The 26040-nt window shown below is 74.4% G+C and carries 26 protein-coding genes and 1 pseudogene; 12 read left to right on the plus strand and 15 right to left on the minus strand.

The features are described 5' to 3' along the window. Window positions 1-62 precede the first annotated feature (62 nt). The 3 genes from HHX33_RS11170 to HHX33_RS11180 all read left to right on the plus strand — a co-directional run bounded on the left by HHX33_RS11170 (window position 63) and on the right by HHX33_RS11180 (window position 3047). Entirely contained in the window at window positions 63-1046 is a 984-nt protein-coding gene (locus HHX33_RS11170; RefSeq protein WP_182874512.1) for a hypothetical protein, read from the plus strand. 177 nt (window positions 1047-1223) lie between these two features. After that, on the plus strand, window positions 1224-2180 hold the full coding sequence (locus tag HHX33_RS11175; protein WP_182874513.1) for a hypothetical protein: 957 nt from the start codon (window positions 1224-1226) through the stop codon (window positions 2178-2180). Between the two features lie 210 nt (window positions 2181-2390). Next, window positions 2391-3047 (plus strand): response regulator transcription factor, encoded by a 657-nt coding sequence (locus tag HHX33_RS11180; protein WP_182874514.1) that lies wholly within the window; start codon window positions 2391-2393, stop codon window positions 3045-3047. On the opposite strand, the gene HHX33_RS11185 is transcribed toward HHX33_RS11180, so the two are convergent. The 9 genes from HHX33_RS11185 to HHX33_RS11225 all read right to left on the minus strand — a co-directional run bounded on the left by HHX33_RS11185 (window position 2949) and on the right by HHX33_RS11225 (window position 13401). Then, window positions 2949-4709 carry an ATP-binding cassette domain-containing protein gene (locus HHX33_RS11185; RefSeq protein ID WP_182874515.1) on the minus strand — a complete coding sequence of 587 codons (1761 nt, stop codon included), beginning with the start codon at window positions 4707-4709 and terminating at the stop codon, window positions 2949-2951. The genes HHX33_RS11180 and HHX33_RS11185 overlap by 99 nt on opposite strands. Then, entirely contained in the window at window positions 4706-6403 is a 1698-nt protein-coding gene (locus HHX33_RS11190) for an ABC transporter ATP-binding protein (protein WP_310741308.1), read from the minus strand. Before HHX33_RS11190 ends, HHX33_RS11185 begins: the two co-directional genes overlap by 4 nt. Before the next feature lie 88 nt (window positions 6404-6491). Beyond that, on the minus strand, window positions 6492-6623 hold the full coding sequence (locus HHX33_RS11195; protein WP_111698776.1) for a SapB/AmfS family lanthipeptide: 132 nt from the start codon (window positions 6621-6623) through the stop codon (window positions 6492-6494). A 69-nt stretch (window positions 6624-6692) separates the two neighbouring features. Beyond that, the gene (locus HHX33_RS11200) at window positions 6693-6818 is read right to left on the minus strand and encodes a SapB/AmfS family lanthipeptide (protein WP_111698761.1); all 126 of its coding nucleotides are present in this window, start codon (window positions 6816-6818) and stop codon (window positions 6693-6695) included. 6 nt (window positions 6819-6824) lie between these two features. After that, a complete protein-coding gene (lanKC, locus tag HHX33_RS11205) occupies window positions 6825-9449 on the minus strand; it encodes a class III lanthionine synthetase LanKC (RefSeq protein WP_310741309.1) in 2625 nt (874 codons plus the stop codon). A gap of 266 nt (window positions 9450-9715) precedes the next feature. Beyond that, window positions 9716-10429 carry a sensor histidine kinase gene (locus HHX33_RS11210; RefSeq protein WP_182874518.1) on the minus strand — a complete coding sequence of 238 codons (714 nt, stop codon included), beginning with the start codon at window positions 10427-10429 and terminating at the stop codon, window positions 9716-9718. A 240-nt stretch (window positions 10430-10669) separates the two neighbouring features. Continuing rightward, on the minus strand, window positions 10670-11731 hold the full coding sequence (locus tag HHX33_RS11215; RefSeq protein WP_182874519.1) for an NAD(P)/FAD-dependent oxidoreductase: 1062 nt from the start codon (window positions 11729-11731) through the stop codon (window positions 10670-10672). After that, on the minus strand, window positions 11728-12279 hold the full coding sequence (locus tag HHX33_RS11220) for an isoprenylcysteine carboxyl methyltransferase family protein (RefSeq protein ID WP_138461170.1): 552 nt from the start codon (window positions 12277-12279) through the stop codon (window positions 11728-11730). The genes HHX33_RS11215 and HHX33_RS11220 overlap by 4 nt, the downstream gene beginning before the upstream one ends. A gap of 42 nt (window positions 12280-12321) precedes the next feature. Further along, window positions 12322-13401, minus strand: a complete 1080-nt coding sequence (locus HHX33_RS11225; protein WP_182874520.1) for a type III polyketide synthase — start codon at window positions 13399-13401, stop codon at window positions 12322-12324. 130 nt (window positions 13402-13531) lie between these two features. On the opposite strand from HHX33_RS11225, the gene HHX33_RS11230 reads away from it, so the two are divergent. Next, window positions 13532-14380, plus strand: a complete 849-nt coding sequence (locus tag HHX33_RS11230) for a UbiA family prenyltransferase (RefSeq protein ID WP_259402368.1) — start codon at window positions 13532-13534, stop codon at window positions 14378-14380. 113 nt (window positions 14381-14493) lie between these two features. Here HHX33_RS11230 and HHX33_RS35820 read toward each other — a convergent pair. The 4 genes and pseudogenes from HHX33_RS35820 to HHX33_RS11245 form a co-directional block, all read right to left on the minus strand. After that, a pseudogene (locus tag HHX33_RS35820) lies at window positions 14494-15843 on the minus strand (DUF2079 domain-containing protein); the annotation flags it as partial. A 119-nt stretch (window positions 15844-15962) separates the two neighbouring features. Next, window positions 15963-16574, minus strand: a complete 612-nt coding sequence (locus tag HHX33_RS11235; protein ID WP_208759012.1) for a methyltransferase domain-containing protein — start codon at window positions 16572-16574, stop codon at window positions 15963-15965. Continuing rightward, window positions 16571-17245: a TIGR04282 family arsenosugar biosynthesis glycosyltransferase gene (locus HHX33_RS11240; RefSeq protein ID WP_182874522.1), complete on the minus strand. Its 675-nt coding sequence runs from the start codon at window positions 17243-17245 to the stop codon at window positions 16571-16573. The genes HHX33_RS11235 and HHX33_RS11240 overlap by 4 nt, the downstream gene beginning before the upstream one ends. Beyond that, the gene (locus HHX33_RS11245) at window positions 17242-17889 is read right to left on the minus strand and encodes a glycosyltransferase family 2 protein (protein WP_182874523.1); all 648 of its coding nucleotides are present in this window, start codon (window positions 17887-17889) and stop codon (window positions 17242-17244) included. The genes HHX33_RS11240 and HHX33_RS11245 overlap by 4 nt, the downstream gene beginning before the upstream one ends. Window positions 17890-17982: 93 nt before the next feature. On the opposite strand from HHX33_RS11245, the gene HHX33_RS11250 reads away from it, so the two are divergent. The 3 genes from HHX33_RS11250 to HHX33_RS11260 all read left to right on the plus strand — a co-directional run bounded on the left by HHX33_RS11250 (window position 17983) and on the right by HHX33_RS11260 (window position 20887). Then, the gene (locus HHX33_RS11250) at window positions 17983-19332 is read left to right on the plus strand and encodes a hypothetical protein (protein ID WP_182874524.1); all 1350 of its coding nucleotides are present in this window, start codon (window positions 17983-17985) and stop codon (window positions 19330-19332) included. After that, entirely contained in the window at window positions 19329-19523 is a 195-nt protein-coding gene (locus tag HHX33_RS11255) for a hypothetical protein (RefSeq protein ID WP_182874525.1), read from the plus strand. Before HHX33_RS11250 ends, HHX33_RS11255 begins: the two co-directional genes overlap by 4 nt. 83 nt (window positions 19524-19606) lie before the next feature. Beyond that, window positions 19607-20887, plus strand: coding sequence for a cytochrome P450 (locus tag HHX33_RS11260; protein WP_182874526.1), 1281 nt, complete (start codon window positions 19607-19609; stop codon window positions 20885-20887). Here the strand turns inward: HHX33_RS11260 and HHX33_RS11265 are convergent. Next, complete coding sequence (locus HHX33_RS11265; RefSeq protein ID WP_182874527.1) at window positions 20875-22029, minus strand: RtcB family protein; 1155 nt, start codon at window positions 22027-22029, stop codon at window positions 20875-20877. The genes HHX33_RS11260 and HHX33_RS11265 overlap by 13 nt on opposite strands. Before the next feature lie 177 nt (window positions 22030-22206). Here HHX33_RS11265 and HHX33_RS11270 point away from each other — a divergent pair, with 177 nt between their 5' ends. Beyond that, complete coding sequence (locus HHX33_RS11270) at window positions 22207-22641, plus strand: hypothetical protein (protein ID WP_182874528.1); 435 nt, start codon at window positions 22207-22209, stop codon at window positions 22639-22641. A 22-nt stretch (window positions 22642-22663) separates the two neighbouring features. Here HHX33_RS11270 and HHX33_RS11275 read toward each other — a convergent pair whose 3' ends face one another. Continuing rightward, window positions 22664-23011 carry a cupin domain-containing protein gene (locus tag HHX33_RS11275; RefSeq protein WP_182874529.1) on the minus strand — a complete coding sequence of 116 codons (348 nt, stop codon included), beginning with the start codon at window positions 23009-23011 and terminating at the stop codon, window positions 22664-22666. 268 nt (window positions 23012-23279) lie between these two features. Between HHX33_RS11275 and HHX33_RS11280 the strand changes: the two genes are divergently transcribed. From HHX33_RS11280 to HHX33_RS11295, 4 genes are all read left to right on the plus strand, one after another. Further along, the gene (locus HHX33_RS11280; RefSeq protein WP_220501710.1) at window positions 23280-23711 is read left to right on the plus strand and encodes a YjdF family protein; all 432 of its coding nucleotides are present in this window, start codon (window positions 23280-23282) and stop codon (window positions 23709-23711) included. Window positions 23712-23848: 137 nt separating this feature from the next. Continuing rightward, window positions 23849-24838, plus strand: coding sequence for a GTP 3',8-cyclase MoaA (moaA, locus tag HHX33_RS11285; protein WP_182874531.1), 990 nt, complete (start codon window positions 23849-23851; stop codon window positions 24836-24838). A 21-nt stretch (window positions 24839-24859) separates the two neighbouring features. Then, on the plus strand, window positions 24860-25504 hold the full coding sequence (locus HHX33_RS11290) for a molybdenum cofactor guanylyltransferase (protein ID WP_182874532.1): 645 nt from the start codon (window positions 24860-24862) through the stop codon (window positions 25502-25504). Then, a complete protein-coding gene (locus tag HHX33_RS11295) occupies window positions 25501-25788 on the plus strand; it encodes a DUF6457 domain-containing protein (protein WP_182874533.1) in 288 nt (95 codons plus the stop codon). Before HHX33_RS11290 ends, HHX33_RS11295 begins: the two co-directional genes overlap by 4 nt. The last annotated feature ends 252 nt before the right edge of the window (window positions 25789-26040 follow it).

The raw sequence follows: 26040 nt of genomic DNA on the forward strand, positions 1-26040 counted from the left end.
TTACCGGCCCGGGAGAGTGTCGGGGGCGGGACGCGTGCCGGGCGTGCGTACGGTCTCGGGGCATGACGACGCCTCTTCTCGTGCCCGCACTCGTCGCGTCCTCCCTCGCCGGGTCATCTCTCGTCGCGTCATCTCCGGCCACGGTGCCCGCTCCCGTGCCCGCCGCCGGTGGGACGGCGATCCGCTCGGTCGTGGTGCGGCCGTCCGACCCCGTCGTGGGGCCGGCCGGATCGGTGCGGCTGGTCGTCGACGTGGTGGCGCGCGGCGCGAACCGCGTCTCGGTCGTCCTCGAACCCGGCCGCGCCCCCTCCGCCGCTGGCGAGGAACCAGGCGGGGACGAACCAGGCGGGGAAGGGCCGGGTAAAGGGGGGCCTGGTAAAGGAGAGCCCGGCGGGGAGGACGAGCCGGGCGACGGCCCCGCGCCGCCGTTCGGTGACACCGTGCCGATGCCGGGGCTGAGCGGCCTGGCCACCGCGGTGCCCGGCATCGTCGGCGCGGCCAGGCACGGACGGCCCGCCGGGCCGGTCCCGGCCGGAGGAGACAGCGCAACCGGAGGAGACAGCACAGCCGGAGGAGACAGCACAGCCGGAGGAGACAGCACAGCCGGGGGATGGGAGACGTGGCGCTTCCTGCCCGACCGGCCCCTGTCACGGTGGTATCCGAGCGGGCCCTGGACGGTCACCGCGACCGCCGTGGACGCTCGGGGCGGGACGGCCGTCGCGCGGGCGGTGTTCCATCTGCGGCGCGCGACCGAGATCGAGGGGCTCAAGGTCGCCCGTGGCCGGGGCGGGGACGACACCCGGGTCACGGGGACGCTGCTGCGCGTCGACCCGGGCGGGCGGGTCGACTACCGGCCCTTCCCCGGGCAGCGGGTGAGGATCTCCTTCAGGCCCGCCGGGTCGTCGGAGTGGCGGCCCGCGGGCGAGGCGGTCACCCGGAGAGACGGCTGGTTCAGCGCCCGGACGCGGGAGGACGGCCAGGGCGCCTGGCGCGCCGAGTACGCGGGGTCGCCCCGCTACGCCGCCGATGTCAGCGCCGAGCGCTAGGCATAAATCACCCTTTAATGCCATAGAAAGCACAGAAGTGGCATATAAGGGACAGTTACAGACTCGTTACAGTTTACTCTGAGAAACCTGGCAACTTTCCTTTTCCTTTTAGCGTCTATGACGTTGGCGCGCCCCAACCCGGGGGCGCGTTTGAACACGGGGAGAGGACACACCCTCATGGTGAAACGAGCTGCTACCGCCCTGGCAGTGATCGCCATGGGCGCCACGGCGCTCGCGACCGCGCCCGCTCACGCGGACCCGGTCACATCCACGCCGACGCCCACACCGTCGGCCACACCGACGCCGACCCCCACACCCACCCCGACCGCGGAGGGTCGGCGCCCGTACGTGCCCGAAGCGCGAATTCTGTGGTTCGGCGTCAACCCCGACGTGGTCGTCGTGGGCGGGCGTGGCTCCGCCACGGTCTCCGCCTCGGTCAGGACCAAGGACGTCAGGAAGGTCACCTTCACCCTGTCCGGGTCCCGCGGGCACGGCGGCGGCCACGGTGGCCACGACGGCCCGTGGTGGGGCAAGCGTAAGAGCGGCGGCCCGCACGACGGCCCGTCCTTCGACACCTTCTCCCAGTCGTGGAGCTTCGACAGGCACGACCGGGAGGGCGTCTACAGGGTGCGGATCGAGGCCGAGGGCCTCGACGGCCGGACGCTCACCGCGGAGCGCTCCTTCAGGGTCAAGCGCAAGGAGTGGCACGCGCCGCGTCCGTCGGGCCCCAAGGCGACCCGCATCGTCGGCTTCGACGCCACGCCCGAGCCGGTCCGCAAGGGCCGTGCGCTGACCCTCAAGGGTGAGCTGCAGGTCGCGCAGTGCTACTCCGACTGGTACTTCGGCTGGAACGGCTACACCGGCCGTCGCGGCGGGCACGACGACTGCTACGACAGCCGTGACTACTGGCACGACTGGCACTGGCTGGGCTCCCAGGAGGTCGGCGTCTACTTCCTGCCCGCGGGCTCCCGCAAGTGGCGGTACGTGGACACCATCAGGACCGACGGCGACGGCGACTTCGCCACCCGGGTGCGGGCCTACCAGTCGGGCACCTGGGGCGTGCGCTTCGACGGCACCCGCCGTCTCAAGGGTTCCGAGGCCACCGACTACGTCAAGGTGATCCGGCACCACTAAGTAACACCCCAGAAAACGAACATATCTGCAGTTCACGGACGCCTGGCTCCCCTAGGAAGCCAGGCGTCCGGCTTTTTCCTGACTCATCCGCAGATTAAAGATGACAGTTCGGGTAGAGAGGTCCCTGTGCTCACGTTCGGCGGTCATAGTGGTGAGATCGCGGTCACACAGGGCGAGCACCCGCTCGCGTCGCGTGGTAGGGAGTCTGGGTTGATCCGACTGATGCTCGCCGAGGACATGCACCTCATCCGCAAGGCGCTGGTCGCACTGCTGTCGAGCGAGGACGACCTGGAGGTCGTGGCCGAGGCGGACAAGGGCGAGGACATCGTGCGGCTGGGCTGTCTGCGGCGCCCCGACGTCGCCGTGCTCGACATCGGCATGCCCGGCGTCGACGGCCTCACCGCGGCGGCCGAGCTGCACCGCCGATTACCCTCCTGCAAGACCGTCGTGCTCACCGGGCTCGGCACGCCCACGGCCCTGCGCAAGGCGCTGGACGCCAACGTGCGCGGCTATGTCGTGAAGGACGCCTCTCCGGCCCACCTCGTCGACTGCATCCGCCGGGTGGCCGCGGGCGAGCGGGTCATCGACCCCGAGCTGGCCGTCGCGGCGCTCGACGCCGACAGCAACCCGCTGACCGCCCGCGAGCTGGACGTCCTGGAGACCGCCGCCGCGGGGGCCACCGTCTGCGAGATCGCCGACCGCCTGTGCCTGTCACAGGGCACCGTGCGCAACTACCTGTCCCGCATCCTCGGCAAGGTGGGGGCCCGCTCACGCGTCGAGGCGATTCAGATCGCCTCCGAGTGCGGCTGGCTCTGGCCGTCTGCCGGACGCGACATCGGCATCCTCCGCTACCGCCCCCGCCGGTAGGCCGGTCCAGTGCCCCACGAGGTCGGCGTACAGCGGTGACGCGGCCACCATCTCCTCGTGGGAGCCGAGCCGGACCCGGGTGCCGTCCATGACGAGCACCCGCTTGGCGCGCAGGGCCGACGAGATGCGGTGGGCCACCACGACCAGCGTCCCGCCGCGCGCCGCGAACGCGGCCTCCGCCCGCGCCTCCGCCGCCGGGTCGAGGTGACAGGTCGACTCGTCGAGCACGACCAGCCGGGCGGGGGACAGATAGGTCCTGGCCAGCGCGATGAGCTGCCGTTCGCCCGCCGACAGCTCGGCCGGGTCGAGCGGGCCGCCCGCGCAGCGCTGCGCGAGGTCCGCGAGCCCGAACGCCGCGACCGCCTCGTCCACCCGCTCCGGCGGCGCGCCGGGCGCGAGATAGGTCAGGTTCTCGGCCAGGGTGCCGGGGAAGACGTACGCCTCCTGGGGGATCAGCGCACGGGCCGCCGGGAGCACCCGCGCGGCCGGGACGCCGCCGACGAGGACCTCGCCCTCGTCCGGCGTGAGCAGGCCGGCGACCAGCGCGGCCAGCGTGGACTTGCCGATCCCGCTCGGGCCGACGACGGCCAGGTGGTCGCCCTCCGGCACGTCGAGGTCCAGGCCGTCGATCACCGGCTCGGGGGCCTTCTGATCGGCGGTGCCATAAGCGAACCGGACGCCCCGGAGCACCAGGCGCGCACTCTCCGGCTCTCTGTCACCGTGCGCCACCGGCGGGCCGGGCACGTGCAGGATGCGCTCCAGCGTGACGGCGAGGCGCACGCCGCTGACGCCGAGGCCCTGCACCAGGCCGCCCAGTGCGGGGGCGAGCGACTGCATGACGTAGGTCAGCGTGCCGAGGATGACCCCGCCGGTGATCCCCTGGCGGACGAGCCAGGGCGCGCCCGCGAGCAGCAGCACGACCGGTAGCCACGCTCCCACGGCCAGCGACAGCGTCCGCGTCGCGGTCACCCGGGCGAGCGCCCGCGCGGACGCGGCCTGCCGGGTCACCGCCTGCCCGACCTCGGCCGCGACCCGCTCCTCCCCGCCGCAGGCGGTCACGTCCCGCAGTCCGCTCGCCATCGCGGCCACGGCGGCCGCCGTACGCTCGTCGGCCACGATGAACTCCCGCTGCCACCGCGCGAGCGAGGGCAGGGAGACGAGGAACAGGCCCAGCCCGAGGGCCACCGGGGGCAGCACGAGCGGCACCACGGCGGGCGCCAGGGTCGACAGTCCCACCGCCACGCTGACCAGCGTGAACACGAACGACCTGACCACCGTGATGATGGCGCCGAAGGCGTCCCTGGCCAGCTCGACCTGATGGTTCATCCGGGCGACGGCCGCGCTGTCGCCGCCCCGCCCGGCCCGCAGCGCCCCGGTCACCACCCGCCTCAGCAGGTCGTCGCGGAACGGCTCGACGATCCCGGCGATCAGCAGCAGCACCTGCCGGGCGGACACCGCGGCCACCGCCCACGCGGCGGCCAGGACCCCGAGCCAGGCGAACCCGAGGCCGGGCCGGCCGGCCGCGAACCCGTCGTCCACCGCGCGCGCGACGGCGTATCCCCCGGTCAGCGAGGGCAGGGCCTCGGCCACCGACCAGCAGGCCAGCCACAGCAGCCGGGACGGCTCGCGCCACAGCGCGTCCAGGAGGACCCGCCGCCTCACGACGCCTCCTGCGCCTGGAAGACGGCCCGGTAGCCGGGATCGGCCCACAGCCGTTCGTGTGTGCCGATCGCGCGGACCCGCCCGTCCTCCAGCCACACGACCTGGTCGGCCTGCGCCGCCGTCGTCACCCGATGGGCCACCACGAGGCGGGTGCGGTCGGCCAGGCTGCCCGTGAGCGCGCGCCCGACCTGCCGCTCGGTGACCGTGTCGAGGCTCGACATGGCGTCGTCGAGGATCAGCACCCGCCCGGCCTGGGCGAACGCGCGGGCGAGGCCGATCCGCTGGATCTCGCCCCCGGACATCGGCGCCTCCTCGACCGGGGTGGCGTACCCGAGGGGCAGCCTGCGGACGAAGGGGTCGGCGCAGGCCGCGACGGCCGCGGCCCGCACCGTGTTCTCGTCATGAGCCGGGAGCCCGAAGCCGACGGCCTCGCCCAGGGTGCGGCCGAACAGGGCCGGGCGCTCGAACGCGTACCCGACCGCACGCCGCAGCGGCTCCTTGCCGATCTCCCGGAGCGGCACGCCGTCCAGCAGCACGACGCCCCGCTCGGGGTCGGCGAGCCGTCCGGCGACGGCGGCCAGTGACGACTTGCCCGAGCCGGAGCGGCCGACCACCGCCGTGCAGGTGCCTCCCGGCACCACGAAGCTGATCCCGCTCAGCAGCCGGACCCCGTCGGCCTGTACGGTCACGTCACGTAGTTCCAGGGTGCCCGGGCCCGGCGGCAGCGGGCGGGAGCCGTACGCCGGGGGCGGCACGGCGAAAAGCTGCTCCAGGCGCTGCGCGGCCGACCGGGCGCGGGCGATGCGCGCGGCGTAGCCCAGCGCGGATCCGAGGCCCGCGCCGAGCACGACGTAGCGCGCGGCGGCGAGCAGCTCGCCCACGGTGAGGCCGCCCGCCGACAGGCGGAGCCCGCCGACGGCGAGCACCGCGATCTCCAGGAGCGGGACGACGACGGCGGCCTGCACACCGGCGCGCGCCTGCAGCCGCCACAGCGCGAGGCCCTGGGCGCGCAGCCGGGGGAGCGGGGCCAGCACCCGTGCGGCCTCGCGGTCCTCGGTGCCGGCCGCGCTGATGGTGCGGGCACCGGCGAGCGCTCCGACGAGCATGCCCGCGATCTGGCCCTGCGCCTCCTGGTAGCCGCCGGAGGCCGCGGTGGTCTTCCGCATGAACGCGCGCAGCACGGCCACGATCAGCAGCAGGCCGGCCACCAGCGTGACCGCGAGCCACGGGTCGATCAGCGCGAGGGCGACGACGCTGCCGGCCGACGGAATGACCAGGGTGGCGGCCGTCACGACGGCCTCCGGGGTCCGGCCCGCCTCCTCGACGTTCACGCCGGCGCGGGTGACGATCTCCCCGGGGGCGAGATGCCGGGTCATCCCGGTCCCGGCCGACAGGGTGTGGGTCACGACCCGGGTGCGCAGCCACTGGGCGGCCCGCGCGCCGCTCACCCCAGCGGCGAGGACGCCCAGCGCGTCGCACACGACGACGAGCCCGGCCAGCAGCGCGGCGACGGCGACCGTCTCCGGGAGGTCGGGGGAGGTCCGCACGACGGCGTCGAGCGCTCGTCCGAGCGCCGCCGGGACGAGCAGGTCGGCGGCGGCGCCCGTCAGCGCCGTCGCCGTCAGCACCGCGAGCCAGGGCCCGCCGCGCCGTACGGCCCGCGCGATCAGCAGGTCCGCCGAACGAGAACTCACCAGGGGTCCTCCAGTCCCGAAACGCGGAAGCCTGGGCGGCCGCGACGACCGCCCAGACCTTCGCTTCATGCGCCAGCAGCCGCGGCTATCAGCCGCAGATGATGCTCAGGCTGCTGTTCTCGTGCGGGGTGCAGCCCAGCAGGCTCAGGTTGCTGCCCTGGGTGCCACCGCCGCCGCCACCGGTGGGGGCCTCGAGGGTCTGCAGGTCGAGAAGCGCCATGTGGATCATCTCCCTTTTCTGGATGGTTCACCCGGCACGGTGCCGGAAGTGGGGTCGAGCGAGGAGCTGTCAGCCGCAGATGAGGCTGAGGCTGCTGTTCTCGTGCGGGGTGCAGGCGAGCAGGCTCAGGTTGCTGCCGCCGCCGCCACCGTGACCACCGGGGGTCTCGAGGGTCTGAAGGTCGAGGAGCGCCATTGCGATTCACCTCCTTCCGGTGCTGGTCGGGACATGCGACCCGGCGGCGGTGCGCAGGGGGGCCTGCGCCTGTGACCGTCCGGGGGGCTCGAGGAACGGGAGGCGGACCGGCTCGTCGTGCAGCGCGGTGCCGAGCGCGAACAGCACGCCGGCGCTCCCTGTGGCGAAGTCCATGGACAGGCGGAGCAACTGCGCGCCGGGGAAGGCCAGCCCGCCCTGGTACGGAAGCTCCTGCCAGGCCAGCCGGGCGATCTGCGCCTCGGCGGCCCCGGGGTCGGGGCGCGAGCCGGACGACAGGCAGGCGATCATGCCAGCCCGGCCGGCGAACAGCCCCGACTGGACGTAGTACGGAAGGGTCAGCACCGACCGGATGGCGGCCAGCGACCCGGCGAAGTCGTCGTCGTCACGGTGGGCGTCGTCGCGGTGCGTGAGGTAGCGGTCGAGCACCAGGCCGATGCCGGCCGACCCCTCGTCCAGGTAGGGGTTGGTCCGCCAGCCCTGCTGCACCTGGAGCTGCCCGTCCTCGCGGCCGACGCACCGGCGCAGGTCCTGGCGCAGTGCGGTGGCCGCGAGGTCGAGCAGACCGGGGTCGCCGGTGCGCTCGTACGCGTGCAGGAACATCAGGGCGGGCCCCGACGAGCCGTACATCAGCCCCGCGTGCGGATACCTGCCTCCGCTGATCTCGGGGACGTCGTCCGGGCCGCCGAGCCGGTCGGCCACCGCGGCGACGACGCGCGCGGCCCGCTCGCGGAACTCGGGCTCGCCGGTCGCGTCGTGCAGGTGCATCAGGGCGAGGGCGACGCCGGACAGGCCGCGGTAGAGGCTGAGGTCGAGCCCCTCCCAGGACTCCCGCAGGCACCGCTCGGCCACGCCGAGCGCGTCCGCGCGCCGCCCGAGCTCCTCCAGCGCGTACGCCACGCCGTGCAGCCCGTTGTAGAAGCCGATCCCGATGCCCGGCTCCGCCGCCCGCCTGACCAGCCACTCCTCGTGCTCGGGGAAGCGCCCGGCCCCCGTCGCGGCCAGCGTGTAGAGCACGCCCGCCGCGCCGTTCGCGAGGCTCACGCCGCCGCCGGGCTCGAACTGGACGATGTCGCCGGGGAACAGCCGGTCGTCGCGCCCCGGTGTCGCAGAGGCGAGGATCGCCGTCGCCAGGGCGTCCCGGAGTGCGGGCCAGCCCTCGGAGAGCCGGCTCGGCTCCGGCTCGGCCGGTCGTACGCCGGTCTCGAGGCCGAGGAGCGTCGCCACCGCGCCGTCGATCAGCTCGGGCGGCACCGGGAACGTCTCCTTCACCAGCCTGCCGAGCTGGGCGGCCTTGGGCCGGTAGAGCTGCAGCAGCATGGTGGTCATCGGGGCGAATATCCCGAGGTGCAGGCAGGCCAGGGCGTACTCGTCGGCCTCGACGCCGGCCAGGCCGCTCGGCGGGACGAAGCCGGGGTTGGCCAGCGTCGGCCGCCTGCGCTCCTCGACCGGCGAGGAGACCTCGAAGTCGATCAGCACCACCCGGTCGTCCTCGACGAGGATGTTGAAGGGGTGCAGGTCGCCGAACACCACGCCGCGCTCGTGCAGGGCCGAGACCGCCGCCCGCACCTTGGCGAGCATCGTGACGGCCCACTCCGCGTAGTCCGTGTTCATCTCCGGCGTGCGGTCGGCCCGCGTGAGGGGGTGCTTCTGCGCGATGAGCTGGCTGAGCGAGGTGCCGTCGACGTACTCCTGCGCGAGGAAGTGGTGCTCGCCCACCGTGAAGTGGCCGTGCAGGCGGGGGACGCAGTCCAGCCCGGCGAGGCGTTCCATGATCTCGGCCTCGTGCCGCAGGCGGGTGACCGCGTCGCGTCCCTCCACGTCGAGCCCGGCGTGCGGGCGCGCCTCCTTCAGCACCACCTTCTCGCCGGTGCGCGTGTCGTGCGCGAGGTAGACGCCGCCGCCGTTGGAGAAGTGCAGCACGCTGTCGACCTGGTACGGCACGCCTTCCATGGTCACGGCGTTGCGGGCGGCGAGGTGGGGTTCGAGGAACGCCGGCAGGGGCACCCAGGAGGGCAGGGAGAACCCCGGGCCGCGCACGTCGGGGACGAGCTCGCCGTCGGCGTTCTCGATCGCGAGGACCTGCTCGCCGCTCTCGTCGAGGCAGTGACGCTCGGCGAACCCGCCGTACCGGACGTAGAGCGGCCCGTCGCCGTAGCGCAGGTCGCTGAGGATGTACGGGCCCTCGACGCCGTCGAGGACCTCGGCCAGCTCCTTGAGCGTCAGCTCGAGCTCGGCCTCGTCGACCGGGTAGATGGTGACCAGCTTGCCGCTCGACCCGCGGAAGGCGTACTTGGAGTTCTGCATGGTCATCACGCGCCGGCCGCGCAGGAACTTGAAGGCCAGCCCGCGGGGCACGCAGTAGTCCCACGCCGCCGCGATCACCCGCTCCGCCTCCCGCACGGAGGAGGAGATGTGGATCTTCCATCCCTGGGTGGGCAACGTGGCGCCGGCCGGCGCGTAGTGCAGCCACGTTCCGGTAGCCAGGTGCGCCCATCCCTCGGGGGTGGGCCGCGCGGCCACGGAGAAATCCGGGTGCTCCGCGCGCTTGCTGTCGAGAGTGTCGTAGAACAAGGGATCTGCGAGGCAGTAAATCTCGTACTTACTAATCACCAGATGTCCCCTTAGGCCGGTCACAAGTAAGAATTCCGGAATTGCGGGGATGGGCCAAGTTACGCCCGTCAACTGCGTCATGTGAAATCTGCACATAACAAACCATGACGCGGTCACGGGTCATGGGGTGACGCTCTTCACGGTCGCCCGGAGGCCTTGGTGAGGTCCGGCGGTGAGGTTCTCTGTCAACCGGCAGGTCAAGTGCGCGGACATGATGTCGGACGCGCGTGGAGTCCTTTGGAGCGGTCCGTCCGGCCGGCGACCGGTCAGCGGCGGTCTTTGCCCCTGCTGGGGATCTCGGCGACCAGGCGGAACCAGCCGTCCGGGTCGAGGACCGTTCCCACGACGCCGTCGAGCGCGGCCGCGCGGGTGCGGAGGTTGTCCAGGCCGCTGCCGGTGCCGGACGGAGCGGAGGGGTCGACGCCGTCGTTGGCCACGGTCAGCGTCACCGTGCCGGCGCGCAGGGCGATCTCGATGACGCACAGGGTCGCCCTGCTGTGCCGCACGACGTTGGTCACGGCCTCCCGCACCATGATGGCGAGAGTGGCGCTGATCTGGTCCGAGAGCTCCGCGTCGGTGGTCTCGATCTTGCAGTCGGTCCCGTACGCGCGGAGCACGGCACGCGCGTTGGCCAGCTCCGACGGCAGTGAGACGTCCTGGAACGAGCGGGTCACGTTGCGGATGTCCGCGGCGGCCTGGCGGATCGCCTGCACCACGTCGGCGAGGGCGGGGCGCAGCGGGTTGTCGTCCTCGGCGAGGCGGTAGGCGAGTTCGCTGCGCAGGGTGGCCAGCCACAGCCGGCTGCTCACGAGGTCGTGCACGTCCCGGCCGAACTGCTCCCGGGCCTCGGCCGCGGCCTGGCGGACGGCCTCGGCCTGCAGGGCGCGCAGCCGGCGCAGCCGGAGGGCCAGGACCGCCAGCGCGGCCAGGGGGAGCGCGCCGAGCAGCGTGAGCAGGGCGAGTATCGCGAAGTCAGGCAAGTGACGACCCTCCAGTCATCCTCGCCGTAACATCGGCCTCGCCTTTCGGTACATGCGCTATATCCTTGCATACCTGTCACAAAAGATGGCCACTTCGTTCATCTCGAAGTAAGTTCTAACGTCGGGGGATATACACTGTGCGGCGGCTCCTAAAAACGGGTGTTCGCGAACTGTGAATTCCGGTCATGGATAAATTGATTCATGTCCCGATTCATCCCCCGGGCCGCTTTCACGGGCCGCTCAGGCGAGCGATCGGACCGCCGCGCGGAACAGCACGGGCAGCCGCCGGGCGGCCGGCACGATCATCCGCGCCGCCGGGGGGTGCCGCCGGGCCTCCAGCAGTGTGGCGGTGAGCAGCCGCGACCGCCGCGACAGGCGCCGCCAGGCGGCCTCGTACTCCTCGGGGCGGCCCGCGCGCAGGCAGCCGACCAGCGCGCGGGCCGACAGCAGCGCGAGCGAGAGGCCCTCGCCGGTGAGCGCGTCCACGTAGCCCGCCGCGTCGCCCACGAGCAGGACCCGCCCGGCCACGCGACGGCGGACCCGCTGGCGCAGCGGCCCGGCTCCGCGCACCGGGGTGGCGGGCGGCCCGTCCAGCCGGGCGAGCAGGTCCGGGAACGCCGCCAGGTGCTCGTGGTATCCCTGCCGCTCGCCGCTCAGCACGGCCACGCCGACGAGGTCGTCGCCCACCGGCGTGACGTACGCCTCGCCGCCCGGCGCCCAGTGCACCTCCACGAAGTCGGTCCACGGCGCCACCCGGTAGTGGCGGCGCAGGCCGTACCGGCGGGGGCCGCCCGCGGGCAGGTCCAGCCCGAGGGACGCCCTGATCGGCGAGTGCAGGCCGTCCGCCGCGACCAGCCAGCGCGCCCGCAGACCGGACCCGTCCGGGACCCCGCCGGAGGGCAGCACCCGCGCGTGCACGTCGGCGTCGCCGGCGCGCACGCCGGCGACCCGCCCGGAGATCACCCGGACTCCGGCCTCCCGCGCGCGCCGGGCCAGGGCCGCGTGCAGCGCGGTGCGCCGCACGCCGAGCCCGGCGCCGTCCCGGAACTCCGCCTGCACCCGGTGCCGTCCGTCGACGTAGCGGATGCCCAGGAACGGCCTGCTCTCCGGCAGCGCGATCCCCAGGTCGATGCCCAGGCCGGCGAGGGCGGCGACGCCGGTGGGCATCAGTCCCTCCCCGCACGCCTTGTCGACCGGGACGGCCCTCGGCTCGACCACGACCGTCTCCAGGCCGGCCAGCGCCGCGTGGATGGCCGTGGCCAGCCCCGCGGGCCCGCCCCCGGCCACCAGCACGTCGATCACCGGGCGGGCCGCAGGGAACCGGGCGCGGCGGGGGCGGCGGTCGCGAGGGCGGCGTTCTCGCACCGCAGGCGGACGACCATGAGCGGCACGTTGAGCAGGGTGAAGGCCAGCGCGGTCAGCCACGCGGAGTGCACGAGCGGCAGGGCCGCGCCCTCCACCGCCACGGCGACGTAGTTGGGGTGACGCAGCCACCCGAACCGGTACGGCCCCCGCGTCACGAGTGGCAGGCCCGGCACGACGATGACCTGGGTGTTCCACTGGGGGCCGAGGCTCGTGACACACCACCAGCGCAGCGCCTGGGCGGCCACGACGAGCGCCAGCATCGGCCAGCCCAGGGCCGGGACGAACGGCCGGTCCGCCAGCGCCGCCTCCAGCAGGCACCCGGCGAGCAGGCCGGTGTGCAGGGCGACCATCCAGGGGTAGTGCCCGGCGCCGTACAGCACCCCGCCGCGGCCCATGCTCCAGCGGGCGTTACGGCGCGCGACGAACAGCTCCGCGAGGCGTTCCACGCCGACGAGCGCGACGAGCACCGCGTACCAGGGCGACATCGGTCCCCTCCATCCCTCCCGGCCGGCTCCCCCGGCCCCCCTTCACCAGCGCAGCAGGACGAGCTCGGAGCAGAATCCCGGGCCCATCGCGAGGAGCACCCCCGGGGTGCCCGGCGGCGGTGGCCGCAGGGCCAGGGTGTCCCGCAGCACGTGCAGCACGGACGCGGACGACAGGTTGCCGATGGCGGCCAGCGAGCGCCAGGTGAGGTCGAGCGCGCCCTCCGGCAGCGCGAGCGTCTCCGCGACCGCCTCCAGCACCTTCGGACCGCCGGGATGACAGACCCACGCGGTGATGTCGCCGATGTCCAGGCCGTGGTCGCCGAGGAACCCGCCCACGTCCCCGGCGAGGTGGGTGCGCACCACGTCGGGCACCCCGGCGTCCAGGACGACCCGGAACCCGCTGTCGCGCACGTCCCACCCCATCACCCGTTCCGAGCCGGGGTAGAGGCGGCTGCGGGTCGCGACGACGGCCGGGCCCGGCCGCCCCCCGGGGATCTCACGGCCGGGGATGTCACGGTCGTCGCCGTACGCGACCACGGCGGCGGCGCCGTCCCCGAACAGCGCGCCCGCCACGAGGTTGGCCGTGGAGGAGTCGTCGCGCTGCAGGGTGAGGGAGCACAGCTCGACCGAGAGCAGCACCGCGACATGGCCCGGCCACCCGCGCAGGTAGTCGTGCAGCCGGGCGATGCCCGCCGCCCCCGCCACGCAGCCGAGTCCGAACACCGGCACCCGCTTCACGTCGGGACGCAGCCCGATCCGGTTGGCCAGCCGGGCGTCCAGGGACGGCGCGGCGACGCCGGTGACCGACGTACACATGATCATGTCCACGTCCGCCGGAGTGAGGCCGGCGGCGTCGAGCGCGCCGGTCACGGCCTCCGCGCCCAGGTCGAGGGCGGCCTCGATGAACAGGTCGTTGGCCATGCCGAAGCCGTCGAGCTTGCCGTACCGGTCGAGAGGCTGCACGAGGTTGCGGTGCTCCACCCGCGCGCTCGCGTGCAGCCTGTCGAGGAGCCGGCGGTCGGCGCCCGGGGGGAGGCAGACCCTCGCCAGCGTGTCCGTGATCTCCTTCTGCGAGTGGCGATGGGGAGGAAGGACACCATGGACGGCCGCGATCCGGGTCATCTCACATCCCACTGGCTGACGGAGGAAGCTACTTGCACTCTTGCCCGTCCAGGCGGCTCACATACCTACCAACCCGGATCATCCGGTTACGCTCGTGACGATGACCTGCTCCAGAGCACTCCCCGGCGACATGCCGCGGCAGCTGGCCGGGCTGGCCCGCGCGTGCCATCCGGGCCCGGCCGTCGCGGTGACGGTCCTGGTCACGGCGCTCGTGGTGCTCGCCGGGCGCGGCCTCCCCGGGGCGGTGCCGGTGGCGCTCGCCGTGCTGGCCGGCCAGCTCTCGGTGGGCTGGTGCAACGACGCCGTGGACGCCGCCAGGGACGCCGCGGCCGGGCGGATCGGCAAGCCCGTCGTCGCGGGCCTGGTGACCGCGGGCACGGTGCGCGCCGCGGCCTTCACGGCGCTGGCGGCGTGCGTGCCGCTCTCGCTGGCCTGCGGGCCGCTGCCGGCCGCGGCGCACCTGCTCGCCGTCGCCGCGGCCTGGGCCTACAACCTGTGGCTGAAGGGCACGGCCGCGTCGTGGGCGCCGTACGCGATCGGGTTCGGCGCCGTGCCGGTGTTCGTCGCGGCGGGCCTGCCGGCCCAGCATGAGGGCCCGCCGCTGCCCGCGTGGTGGGCCGTGGCGGCGGCCGCGCTGCTCGGCTGCGGCGCGCACCTCGGCAACGTGCTGCCCGACATCGAGACGGACCTGGCGACCGGCGTGCGGGGCTGGCCCCAGCGGCTCGGCGCCGCCCGGGTCAGGGCCCTGATGCCGGTGCCGCCGCTGGCGGCGTCCCTGCTGCTCGCCGTGGCGCCGCCGGGCCCGCCCGGCCCGGCGGAGTGGCTCGCCCTCGCGGGAGTGGCCCTGTGCGCGGTGGCCGGTCTGTCGCTCGGCCGCCGCCTGCCCAAGGCGCCCTTCGCCGCCGCGGTCGCCGCCGCCGGGATCGACATCCTGCTCCTCGCGGCCACGGGCGCCGGCGTCGTGGTGAGCACCACGTAGCCGGCCTGCTCGAACACCACGCGGTAGCCGTGCCCGCGCAGCCGCGCCACGCGTTCGACCTGCTGCCGGAGGCCGGCGAAGGGGAACGTCCGGACGCCCACGTCGGCGACGACCCACGGCGCCCATCGGGGCGTCCTGTCCCACAGCAGCGTGCGCGTACGCGGGGACAGCGCGGGGGCCAGGGAGTCGGCCGCCTCGACCAGCGCGCCGTCGGGGACGGCGGCGACGGCGCGCTGCGCCGCGCGGGTCCGCGTGGTCTCCGCGTAGAAGGCGGGCGTGAGCGACGCGCCGAACGAGAAGAAGGGCACGAGGGCGAGCGCGGTCGCGAGCACCAGCACCGCCCACCCGCGGACGAGCCGTGCCGCCCGCCCAGTGCCGGCCCTGGTGCCGGCCCGCCTGGTCATGAGGGCGGCGGCGCGCAGCGCGCCGTCGACCCCGGCGGCGAAGACCGGTGCGACGACGAAGGCGGTGTAGTGGTACCTCGGCGTCCACCAGTTCGGGTAGGTGCTGGCGAGCAGGCGCTCCAGCAGCGGCGGGACCAGGGCGAGCGCAGTCGGGGAGAGCAGCGCGGTGAACAGCACGGGCGCCAGCGTCAGCGCCGCCGTACGCAGCTTCAGCGGCGGGTCGGCGAGCAGCGCGAGGACGTCGCCGGGCCGGGTGACGGCGTGGAGCGCGGCCCGCGGGAGGTCGGGGCCCAGCGTCCAGTAGGCCCAGTAGTAGCCGGTCCTGCCGCCGAAGCGGGGGACGAGGACCGACGTCGCCACCAGGGTCGCCGCGACGCCGCCGGCGACGAGCAGCGCGCCGGGCCACCGGTCACGCCGCCGGGTGAGCAGGAACAGCCCGAATCCGGCCAGCAGCAGGCCCATGTCCTCCTTGACCAGGAGCAGAGCGAGCGCGGTGAGAAGCGCGGCCCGCCCGCGCCCGGCCTGGTACCGCTCCAGCGCCACCGCCGTGAGCAGCGGCGCGAACGCCGCCTCGTGGAAGTCGAAGGCGACGGTCTCGGCGATCGGCCACGACAGCGCGTAGGCGGCCGCGACGGGATGGGCGACGCGGCCGCCTCCGGCCCCGGACCGGGAGGCGGCACGGAAGGCGTACGCCCACACGAACGGAATGGACAGGGCGAGCAGGACGGCCTGCGCGACGAGCAGCGTCGCCGGCCCGTCGTGGATCCAGTAGAGCGGCGCCAGCAGCGCCAGCGCCGGAGACCAGTGGTCGCCGAGCACGCAGAACCCCGGCCCGAACCCGTTGTGGACGCCCTTCACCATCGAGACGGGCGCCTCGAAGCGGGAGTACGCGCGGACCGCCTGGTCGAATATCACCAGGTCGTACGCGCCCGCCCGGAAACGCGACAGCCGCACGCAGGAGTGGATCGCGTAGGCGACCGCCGCCGCGGAGGTGAGGGCCGCGACGGCGGCGAGGTCCCGGCGCCGCGCCCCGGGCGACGGCCATGCGCTCCCCGACATTCCTCCGGGAGGCTATCGAGGCGCACCCCCGGGGCGGGCGGGGCCGGTCCGCGTTTCCCGCAACGCGTGGTCAAAGCTGTGGTCAAAGCTGTGGTCAAAGGTCCGGCCTGCCGCCGGACTCAGCCGAGGACGCCGAACCAGCGTCCCGCCTCGGTCCACACCTCCGCGCGGCGGAAGCCCGTACGCCGGGCGAGCGGGCCGATGCCGTCCGCCCCGACGCGGGCCCACGCGAACCAGCCGGTGACCGTGTCGTCCCGTCGCAGCCTGACCCGCTCCGACCGGGTGGCGGTGCCGGGAGGGCCGAGTTCGGCGACCACCTCGCCACCGGGCCGCAGCAGTTCGCGGGCCCGCCGCAGCAGGGCCTCGGGGTCCCCGCCGATGCCGATGTTGCCGTCGGCCAGCAGCACCGTCGCCCAGCGGCCGCCGCCCGGCACGTGGCCGAACACGTCCCGGCACAGGGCCCGGCCCCCGGCCAGGCGGGTGAGGCGGACGGCCCGCGGCGTGACGTCGATGCCGAGGGCCCGCACCCCGCGCCTGGTCAGCGCCACCGTGAGCCGCCCGGGTCCGGAGCCGACGTCGAGCGTGGGGTCGCCGCAGCGGGCCAGCATCGCCTCGTCCCCTTCGGCGCCGTCGAGCCAGCGCCACGACTCCAGCGGCCACGTCCTGCCGTCGGCCGCCTCGACGTCGACCCGCGCGCCGTCCAGCGACTCGGCGTAGAGGGGGCCGATCACGCCGGGACGTCCGCGCCGAGGGCCGCCAGCGCCGCCGCGAACCGCGAGGAGGGGGCCCGCGCGGCCACCGCGCGGGCGTCGGCGGCGGTGTCCACGTCGGTCAGTTCGGGCAGCAGGGCGGCCCGCAGGCCCGCTTCAAGGATCCGGCGCAGCAGCAGCGCCCCGGTGTCGGAGCGCGACATCGGCACCCCGGCGAGCAGCCCGGAGAGCGGGGCGGGATCGGGCCCGCGCTGCCCGAGCAGCCAGAACCCGCCGTCGGCGGCCGGGCCGACCACGACGTCGTGCTCGCCCAGCAGCCGTCCCGCCTCGGCCAGCAGGCCCGGGGTGACCTGCGGGGTGTCCATGCCGATCAGCACCGCCGGCGCCGGGCAGGCCGCCAGGGCGTCCTCGAAGGCGTGTGCCAGCCGCTCCGCGAGGCCGTTCCCCCGCTGCGGGACCACGTCGTACCCGGCGGGCAGCCAGGGGCCGGGCTCGCCGAGCAGGGCCAGCACCCGGCGCGCGGCCGGGGCGGCGGCGACGGCCGCCAGCGTGTCGCGCAGCGCCGCCTCCGCGAGCGCGGCGGCCTGGCGGGGCGTGTACGGCGGGGTGAGCCGTGTCTTGACCCTCCCCGGCCTGGGCTCCTTGGCGATGACGATGAACTGCGGCGGGCTCTGCGGGAGGACGGGCGTCACGCCGCCGCCCGCCACATGTCGCGGACCGTCCGCACGGTGCCGAGAACGGTGCCGGTGACCTTGGACCGGCCCACGCGCGGCAGGTAGTCGACCTCGACCTCCCCGATGCGCCAGCCCGCCTCGCTCGCCCGGAGCACCATCTCCAGCGGGTAGCCGAACCGGCGGTCCCGCAGGCCCAGGCCGAGCAGCGCCGTACGGCGGGCCGCGCGCATCGGGCCGAGGTCGTGCAGCGCGGCGCCGGTGCGGTGGCGCAGCCGCCAGGCCAGCAGCCGGTTGCCCAGCCGGGCGTGCGCGGGCCACGCCCCCCGCGCGGCGGGCCGGCGGCGGCCCAGCACCAGGTCGGCGGTGCCGTCCAGCACGCCCTCCGCGACGTGCGGCAGCTGGCGCGGGTCGAGCGAGGCGTCCGCGTCCATGAAGCAGACGACGGGCGCGGTCGCGGCCGTGAGACCCGCGTGGCAGGCGGCGCCGAACCCCGGAACGGACTCGGTCACGACGAGCGCGCCGTGCCGGGCGGCGACCTCGGCCGACCCGTCGGTGGACCCGTTGTCGACCACGATGGCCCGGCAGCCGTCCGGCATCCGGCCGAGCACCCAGGGCAGGGCCTCCGCCTCGTCGAGGCAGGGAAGCACCACATCGATCTTCATGCCGCCGACGGTAGGGCCGCCCGGGCCGCTCAGTTCTTACGAAGTGACTACGTGACAAGGGCCGACGGCTCCGGTGTGCCTAGCCTGTGCGTCGTGATCACACGACGAGGCCTGCCGGTGGCGTGGGCCGGCCTGGTGGCGGGAGCGTTCGCGGTGGGCGGGGTGCTGCACGCGCGGGGGGCGCTGCCCATCGACCATCTGCCGCCGCTGCACGCGCTCGCCCGGCTGCCCACGGTGGCGGGCACGGCCGCGCTCCTGCCCGCGACCGTGCTCGCCGCCGTCGCGGTGCCCGTGCTGCCCCGGCTGACCGCGAACCTGCCCCTGCGGGCGGCGCTCGCGGCGGCCTTCGGCGTGTCGCTCGCGTGGACCGTCCTGCTGGCGGTGTCGGGGGAGGGGCTGGCGTGGCCGTTCACCCATCCCCAGGAGTACCTGGCCGTGCTGGGGGCGGTGGGCGACGACCCGCTCGGCTGGCTGGCCGGGTTCACCCGCGATCTGCCCGCCTACCCCACGCACGTGCGGGGACACCCGCCGCTGCCGGTGCTGGTGCTGTGGGCACTGGCCGCCGCCGGGCTGCCGGGACCGTTCTGGGCCGCCGTCCTCGCCGTCGTCGTCGGGTGCTCGGCCACGGTCGCGATCGGACTGGCGGTGCGGCGCGTCTCGGGTGAGGAGGCGGCCCGGCGCGCGCTGCCGTACCTCGCCCTGTCGCCCGCGGCGGTGTGGACCGCGACGACGATGGACGCGTTCTTCGCGGGAGTGGGGGCGTGGGGGACGGCCCTGCTGCTGCTCGCGTTGCCGGGCGGCGACGGACCCGGGGCACGCGGGCGGGCGGGCCGGGTCGCGGTAGGCCTGTGGCGCGGGGGTGCCGCGGGGGTGGCGCTGGGCGTGTTGCCGTACCTGAGCTACGGCCTGGTGCCGTACCTGCTCATCCCTCTCGTCGGTGCGGTCGTCGCGCTGCGGGACGCGGGGGCCGGTGCGGCGAGGGCGGCGAGGGCGGCCGTGCTCGCCTGCCTGGCCGGGATGGCGGCGGTGAGCGCGCTGTTCGCCGCCGGAGGCTTCTGGTGGCCCGACGGGGTCGCCGCCACGCACGCCGAGTGGGCGGCCGATCCCGGCGCGGCCCGGCCGTACCTGTACTTCCTGTTCGCCAACCTGGCCGTGCTCGCCCTGGTCACGGGACCCGCCGCCACCGCCGGGCTCGCCGCGACCCGGCTGATGGCGGGGCTGCCGGCGGGGCCGGCGGCGGGCCGGATCCTGCCCGTGGCCGCGCTCGTCGCGGTGCTGGCCCTCGACCTCAGCGGCGTCACCCGGGGCGAGGTGGAGCGCATCTGGCTGCCGTACGCCCTGTGGATCACCGCCGCAGCCGGGCGCGCGCCGGACCGCCGCCTGTTCGCCGCACAGGCGCTGACGGGCCTGCTGCTGCAGGGGCTCGTCCGGTCGCCCTGGTGAGGTACGACCCGTGCTGGCGGCCACCGTCGCCGTGCCGGCGGGGAACGCGGCTCCGCAGCAGGGCCGCCACCTGGTCGCAGTCGGGTAAGGACGTCACCGCCGTGAACCCGCCCTGGAACCGGAAGCAGACGGGGGCCAACCCCGATCCGGCCACGTTCACGCTGAACAACGGCACCTGCGTGAAGAGCTGACCGTCGCCTGCCCGCCGTACGGCCCGCCGCAGGGTCGTACGGCGGGACCGTTTCTCCGGGACGGGTGCGGGCAGTCAGGACATATGCCGCTGTTTGACACCACGCTTCTTCTGCTGCTAGAGGGCTACGCCTGGCTGCCGTCCCGATGGCGGGAGGCCCAGGGGGAGATGATCCGCACGCGGCTGCTCGGCCAGCGCGCGGTCGTGCTGCGCGGGCCCGACGCCGCCCGCTTCTTCTACGACGACAACCACGTCCAGCGCGCCCCAGCGCTGCCCGAGCCGATCAAGAGTACGCTCTTCGGCCACGGGGCCGTGCACAGTCTCGACCAGGGCGCGCACCGGGCGCGCAAGGCCATGTTCATGGGGCTCATGACCCCCGAGAGCGTCGCCTCCCTCGTACGGGAGACCACCGCGGCCTGGGACGAGACGGTGGCGACCTGGCCCGGCAGGGGAGAGGTCGTGCTCTTCGACGAGGCCGCCCGCGTCCTGACCACGGGGGTGTGCCGCTGGGCGGGCATTCCCCTCGACGAGGAGGAGGCCGGCCCACTCGCCGCGGACCTGGTCGCGATGGTCGACGGCTTCGGCTCGCCCGGCGCCCGGCACTGGCGGGCTCGCGGCGCCCGGGTCCGGCGGGAGGCGTGGCTCGCGGAGATGGTCGAGGACGTGCGGCGCGACGGTTCGCGGGTGCCGCCCACGTCGGCGCTGGGCGTGGTCGCCGCGCACCGGGAGCCCGACGGGCAGCCGCTCGCGGCCCGGCTCGCGGCGGTCGAACTGCTCAACCTGGTGCGTCCCACCGTCGCCGTGGCCTGGTTCCTCACGTTCGCCGCGCACGCCATGCACAACTGGCCGGTCACCCGGGTCCGCCTGAACGACGACGTGGACGGCGCCTACGCCGAGGCGTTCGCGCACGAGGTGCGGCGCTTCTATCCCTTCGCCCCGTTCGTCGCGGGCAAGGCGGCCAAGGACCTCACCTGGAAGGGTGAGCCGATCCTGGCCGACTGGCTCGTGCTGCTCGACGTCTGGGGGCAGAACCACGACCCCGCCCTCTGGCCGAACCCGTGCTCGTTCGACCCGCAGCGGTTCGTCGGGCGGGAGATCGGGCCGTACGACCTGATCCCGCAGGGCGGGGGCGATCCGGCGACCGGGCACCGGTGCCCGGGGGAGCCGGTCGCCGTGGGCCTGCTGGCGGCGCTCGCGCCCCGGCTGGCCCGGCTGGACTACACCCTGCCTCCGCAGGACCTCACCGTCTCGCCGTACCGGATCCCGGCCAGGGTGGCCGACGGCTTCGTGCTGCGGCCCGTGGGCGCGGCCGTCCACCACGAGCCGGTGATGTCACGGCCACACCCACAGGTTCACCCCTTGTAGTTGAACACCTGGCGCAGCGTGTGCCGGACCTCCACGAGGTCCTTCTGGTCCGCCATGACCTGGTCGATGGGCTTGTACGCCTCGGGGTGCTCGTCGACCAGGGCGGCGGCCCGGTCGGCGTTCCAGGTCCGGCCGCGCATCGCCTCCCGCAGCGACGCCGCCGACAGTTCGCGCTTGGCCCGGGACCGCGACATCCGGCGCCCCGCGCCGTGGGAGCAGGAGTTGTACGACAGCGGGTTGCCGCGCCCGCGGACGATGTACGAGCGGGTGCCCATCGAGCCCGGGATCACGCCCTCGTCCCCGGTGTCGGCCTTGATCGCCCCCTTGCGGGTGATCCACAGGTCCTTGCCGTCGTGGGTCTCCATCTGGGTGAAGTTGTGGTGGCAGTTGATGGTCCGGACCCGGGAGCCCGAGCCGACGACGCGGAACAGCGCCTCGCCCAGCACCCGGTCCATCCGCGCCCGCGACGCCATCGCGTACCGCTGCGCCCACAGCATGTCCTCGACGTACGCCGTGAACTCCGGGGTGCCCTGCGTGAAGTAGGCGAGGTCGGGGTCCTCCAGGCCGATCGCCATGCTCCGCATGAGCTGCTTCGCGCCCTTGATGTGCGCGGTCGCGAGCTGGTTCCCGATGCCGCGCGAGCCCGAGTGGAGCACCGTCCACACCCGGTCGCGCTCGTCGAGGCAGACCTCCACGAAGTGGTTGCCCGACCCGAGGGTCCCGAACTGGCAGGCCACGGTGGTCTCCTGCTTGGGCGTGAGACCGGTGTGCGGCCGGCCCAGCTCGCCGAGCGCGCGGTCCACCGCGCGGTCGGCGTGCCCCTTGCCCACTCCGGCCGGGATGCGCCGCTCCACCAGCCGCATCAGCGTGTCGAGCGAGTCGGGCAGGTCGGCGGCGGTCAGCGTGGTCTCGGTCGCGACCATGCCGCAGCCGATGTCCACCCCGACGGCGGAAGGAATGATCGCGCCCTCGGTGGGGATGACGGAGCCGACCGTCGCGCCGATGCCCACGTGCGCGTCCGGCATGAGCGCGACGTGCCCGGGCACGAACGGCAGGCGCGCCGCGCGGGCCGCCTGCACGGCCGTCCCGTCGTCGATCTCGCTCGCCCAGGACAGCACCTTGGGGGCGATGTGCTTCGGCATCGTGGTTCCCCTCCTCGATTAAGATCCCCTGTCGAGATCAACTGTGCCGGGCGCCACGCGGGTATCCCAACCGATTTATCGGCACCAGAAGTCGCTTGCCGCCCTACCCCTCCGGGCCGGATCATGCAGCGGGGGGACGACTTCCGGCCCCGCGGCCGGGCGAGGGGAAGGCGCACGATGAACCACACGTCGGCGGCCGTGGCGGCGGCCGCGGCCTTCGTCTGGCTGGGGATGGTGCTGGCGATCTCGTTCCTGGAGGCGCCGCTGAAGTTCCGTGCTCCGGGGGTGACGATCCCGATCGGCCTCGGCATCGGCCGCCTCGTCTTCCGCGCGCTCAACGCCGCCGAGGCGGTGCTGGCGGTCGTCGTGATCGTGGCGCTCGCGACCGGATCGCCCGCCACCGCCGTGGTGGTGCTCACCGCCGTCGCCGCGGCCGTCCTGGTGGTGCAGCTCGTGCTCGTACGCCCCCCGTTGAACCGCAGGTCCGACCGGGTCCTCGCGGGCGAGGACCCCGCGCGGACGCGGTCGAGGGCCCACCTCTACTACGTGGCGCTGGAGGCCGTGAAGGTCCTGGCGCTGCTCGCCCTGGGCTGCGTCCTCCAGGCCGTCTGACGCCCGATCGCGTCGGGTGCGGTCAGGGGCGTCTGACGACGGTGAGAAGGACCGCGCTGTCCTCGACGGCGTCGAGCGCGTGCCGTGTGCCGGGGATGGCCAGCAGATCACCGGCCCGCCCTTCCCAGGAGGCGTCGCCGCTGCTCAGCCGTACATGACCGCGCAGCACCAGCAGGGTCGCCTCACCCGGGCTCTCGTGCTCGGCGAGGCCGGTCCCGGCGGTGAGGGCGAGCAGCGTCTGGCGCAGCGCCTGCTCGTGGCCGCCGTGCCCGTGGCCGCCGTGCACGGTGTCGGCCGCGCGCCCGCTGGACGCGGCGGCGGCGCGGTCGAGCAGTTCCCTGGCCCGCACGTCGAGAGAGATCGGCTCCATGCCCGCCAGTCTGCCTCGTGCGGCGCCCCGGAAGGGTGATCGCCGCGGGGGGAGACGGCCGTTAAACTGGCCGCGCACACGAAAACGCGGTCCCGGTCGGTAGCCCGGGCACCCGTCGGCCCAGTGTCGATCCAGTGTCGCACTGGTGTCGAACCGGTGCCGGCGGTCTCGTATCCGCCTCTCGTGTCCCCTCGGGGAACCTCGGAGGATGTCCGGTGTGCCGGAAAGCGGCTTCGCCAAGCCGCCTGTCGGCATACCTGGAGGCATCGTGGTTTCCCTGTCCGTCTACTTCGAGAGCCCGTTCTGGGTGGGCGTCCTGGAGATCGTCGAGGACGGCGAGCTCCGCGCGACCCGGTTCGTCCTCGGCGCGGAGCCCACTGACCCCGAGTTGTACGAGTTCCTCATGCGGCACGGGGTCGCCCTGCTCGAACGCGCGGAGGCGGCCCCCTCCGTACCCGTGGAGGAGCGCGGGGAGCGCGGGGAGCGGCCGGTCAACCCCAAGCGCGCGGCCAAGCTGGCCGCCCGCGCGGCGGCCCGGGTCACGCGGCGCGGCACGGCCGCTCAGGAGGCGCTGCGGCTCGAACTGGAGAGCACCAAGAGCCAGGCGCGCGTGGACCGGCGCGAGCGCGAGCGCGCGCTGGCGAAGCGGCGCCGCGAGGTCGCCCACCGCAAGCGGATCGAGCGCCGCCGCGACCGGTGACCGCGCACAGGCAGACGCGTCACCCACGCGGAGCGGCCGACGGCGGCGTACGTGCGGGAATCCCGGCGGCGGGACGGAGGTTGTGGTCGTCTTGACGGCAGGGCTTAGGCTGGTGGCTCTGATGATGGAGGTCCTTTGTGCTGGTTGACTCCTTCGGCCGGGTCGCGACCGACCTGCGCGTGTCGCTGACCGACCGGTGCAACCTGCGGTGCGCGTACTGCATGCCGCCCGAGGGCCTCGACTGGCTGCCCAAGCCCGATCTGCTCACCGGCGAGGAGGTCGTCCGCCTGGTGCGGATCGGGGTGGAGCGGCTGGGCATCCGGGAGGTCCGCTTCACCGGCGGCGAGCCGCTGCTCAGACGCGAGCTCGTGGACATCGTCTCCGCTGCCGCCGCGCTGCGCCCGCGTCCGCAACTGTCGCTGACCTCGAACGGCATCGGCTTGGCCCGGCTCGCCGAGCCGCTCGCGAAGGCGGGACTCGACCGCGTCAACATCTCCCTCGACACGCTCGACCGGGAGGTGTTCGTCCGGCTCGCCCACCGCGACCGCCTGCACGACGTGCTGGACGGCCTCGCGGCGGCGGCCGCCGCCGGGCTCACGCCGGTCAAGGTCAACGCGGTGCTGATGCGGGGGATCAACGAGCACGACGCCGTGCCGCTGCTGCGCCACTGTCTCGACCAGGGATACGAACTGCGCTTCATCGAGCAGATGCCGCTCGACGCCCAGCACGGCTGGCGCCGCGACGACATGGTGACGGCCGACGAGATCCTCGGGCTGCTGAAGGCCTCCTTCGACCTCACCGAGGACGACCCCCGCGAGCGCGGCAGCGCCCCCGCCGAGCTGTTCCTGGTGGACGGAGGGCCCGGGAGGGTCGGCGTGATCGGCTCGGTCACCCGCCCGTTCTGCGGCGCCTGCGACCGCGTGCGGATCACCGCGGACGGCCAGGTGCGCAACTGCCTGTTCGCCACGGAGGAGTCCGACCTGCGTACGGCGCTGCGCTCGGGCGCCTCGGACGACGACCTGGCGGCGCGCTGGGTGGCGGCGGTGCGGGGCAAGAAGGCCGGGCACGGCATCGACGACTCCGCCTTCCTCCAGCCGGCCCGGCCGATGTCCGCCATCGGCGGCTGACCGGGGTTGACCGGGGCTTCCATGTGCGCTCTTCACGGCACCGGCGAGGCGGGCGGCGACCCGCCGTACGACGCGGTGATCCTGGCGGGCGGCCGGGCCGAGCGGCTCGGCGGCGCGGACAAACCGGGCGCGCTCGTCGGCGGGGTGCCGCTCGTCGAGCGGGTGGCGGCGGCGGTCCGCGCGGCCCGTGCCGTGATCGTGGTGGGCCCGCCCAGGGACCTGCCCGGGGTGGTCTTCACCAGGGAGGACCCGCCGGGCGGTGGGCCGGTCCCCGCGCTGCGGGCCGGGCTCGCCGAGGTGACGTCTCCGTCGGTCGTCCTGCTCGCCGCCGACCTGCCGTTCCTCCGGGCCGCCCACGTCGCCGCGCTGCTGGCCGCGCTGCCCGAGAACGACACTGCAGGCGACACGGCGGGCGGCGCTGCGGGGGCGGTGCTCGTCGACGACACGGGCCGGGAGCAGTGGCTCGCCGGGGTGTGGCGCACGGCCGCGTTGCGGGCCGCGCTCGGCGCGTACGAGGGCCGGTCGCTGCGGGGACTGCTCGGCCCGCTCGCGCCGGTGCCGGTGCGCCTGGCGGCGGGGGCGACGCCGCCGTGGTTCGACTGCGACAGCATCGAGGATCTTCACATGGCCCGCGCCCGGGCCGGTGAACGAAGGGAGCGCGCGTGAACGTGCTGGAGGAGTGGACGGCGCGGGTCTGCCGCGAACTCGGCATCGACCCCGCCCAGGTGGACCGGACCCTGGTGCTCGACCTGACCAGGGATGTCGCGCACGGAGTGGCGCGGCCTGCCGCGCCGCTGACCGCCTACCTGCTCGGGCTCGCGCAGGGAGCCGGCACCGCCGGGCCGGACGCCGCCGGGCGGCTCTCACGCATGGCGAAGGACTGGGCGGCGGAGACCGCCGAGACCGTGAGCACCGAGACCGTGAGCGCCGAGACGCCGAGCGACACCTGATCTCCCGGATCATCAGGAAACGGGCGTTTTCCGGCGAGCGGCGGAAATGATGCACATACCAAACGTTTGGCCGCGCAAAGTTCGGAAGACGAAAGATCCCGTAAAAAGGGCGACGCCGGGTGGTTACGGGGGCAAACCACCCGGCGTCGCTTCATCGGCGTTCCGACGGGGGCCCGGAACGCCGGCACTAGCGCTCCGACGGGGGACCAGAGCGCTTGGCTAAACTGTACACCTCCAACCCATGGGTTGCGT

The organism is Microbispora sp. H10670, from assembly GCF_014161385.1.
In the GTDB taxonomy this organism is placed as follows: domain Bacteria; phylum Actinomycetota; class Actinomycetes; order Streptosporangiales; family Streptosporangiaceae; genus Microbispora; species Microbispora triticiradicis.

Coding starts and splice junctions, on each gene's coding strand:
- HHX33_RS11170 (WP_182874512.1), top strand. CDS start 63: ATGACGACGCCTCTTCTCGTGCCCGCACTCGTCGCGTCCTCCCTCGCC.
- HHX33_RS11175 (WP_182874513.1), top strand. CDS start 1,224: ATGGTGAAACGAGCTGCTACCGCCCTGGCAGTGATCGCCATGGGCGCC.
- HHX33_RS11195 (WP_111698776.1), bottom strand. CDS start 6,623: ATGGCGCTTCTCGACCTGCAGACCCTCGAGGCCCCCACCGGTGGCGGC.
- HHX33_RS11200 (WP_111698761.1), bottom strand. CDS start 6,818: ATGGCGCTCCTCGACCTTCAGACCCTCGAGACCCCCGGTGGTCACGGT.
- HHX33_RS11220 (WP_138461170.1), bottom strand. CDS start 12,279: ATGTCGCCCTGGTACGCGGTGCTCGTCGCGCTCGTCGGCGTGGAACGC.
- HHX33_RS11225 (WP_182874520.1), bottom strand. CDS start 13,401: ATGACCCGGATCGCGGCCGTCCATGGTGTCCTTCCTCCCCATCGCCAC.
- HHX33_RS11230 (WP_259402368.1), top strand. CDS start 13,532: ATGCCGCGGCAGCTGGCCGGGCTGGCCCGCGCGTGCCATCCGGGCCCG.
- HHX33_RS11245 (WP_182874523.1), bottom strand. CDS start 17,889: ATGAAGATCGATGTGGTGCTTCCCTGCCTCGACGAGGCGGAGGCCCTG.
- HHX33_RS11260 (WP_182874526.1), top strand. CDS start 19,607: ATGCCGCTGTTTGACACCACGCTTCTTCTGCTGCTAGAGGGCTACGCC.
- HHX33_RS11265 (WP_182874527.1), bottom strand. CDS start 22,029: ATGCCGAAGCACATCGCCCCCAAGGTGCTGTCCTGGGCGAGCGAGATC.
- HHX33_RS11270 (WP_182874528.1), top strand. CDS start 22,207: ATGAACCACACGTCGGCGGCCGTGGCGGCGGCCGCGGCCTTCGTCTGG.
- HHX33_RS11275 (WP_182874529.1), bottom strand. CDS start 23,011: ATGGAGCCGATCTCTCTCGACGTGCGGGCCAGGGAACTGCTCGACCGC.
- HHX33_RS11290 (WP_182874532.1), top strand. CDS start 24,860: ATGTGCGCTCTTCACGGCACCGGCGAGGCGGGCGGCGACCCGCCGTAC.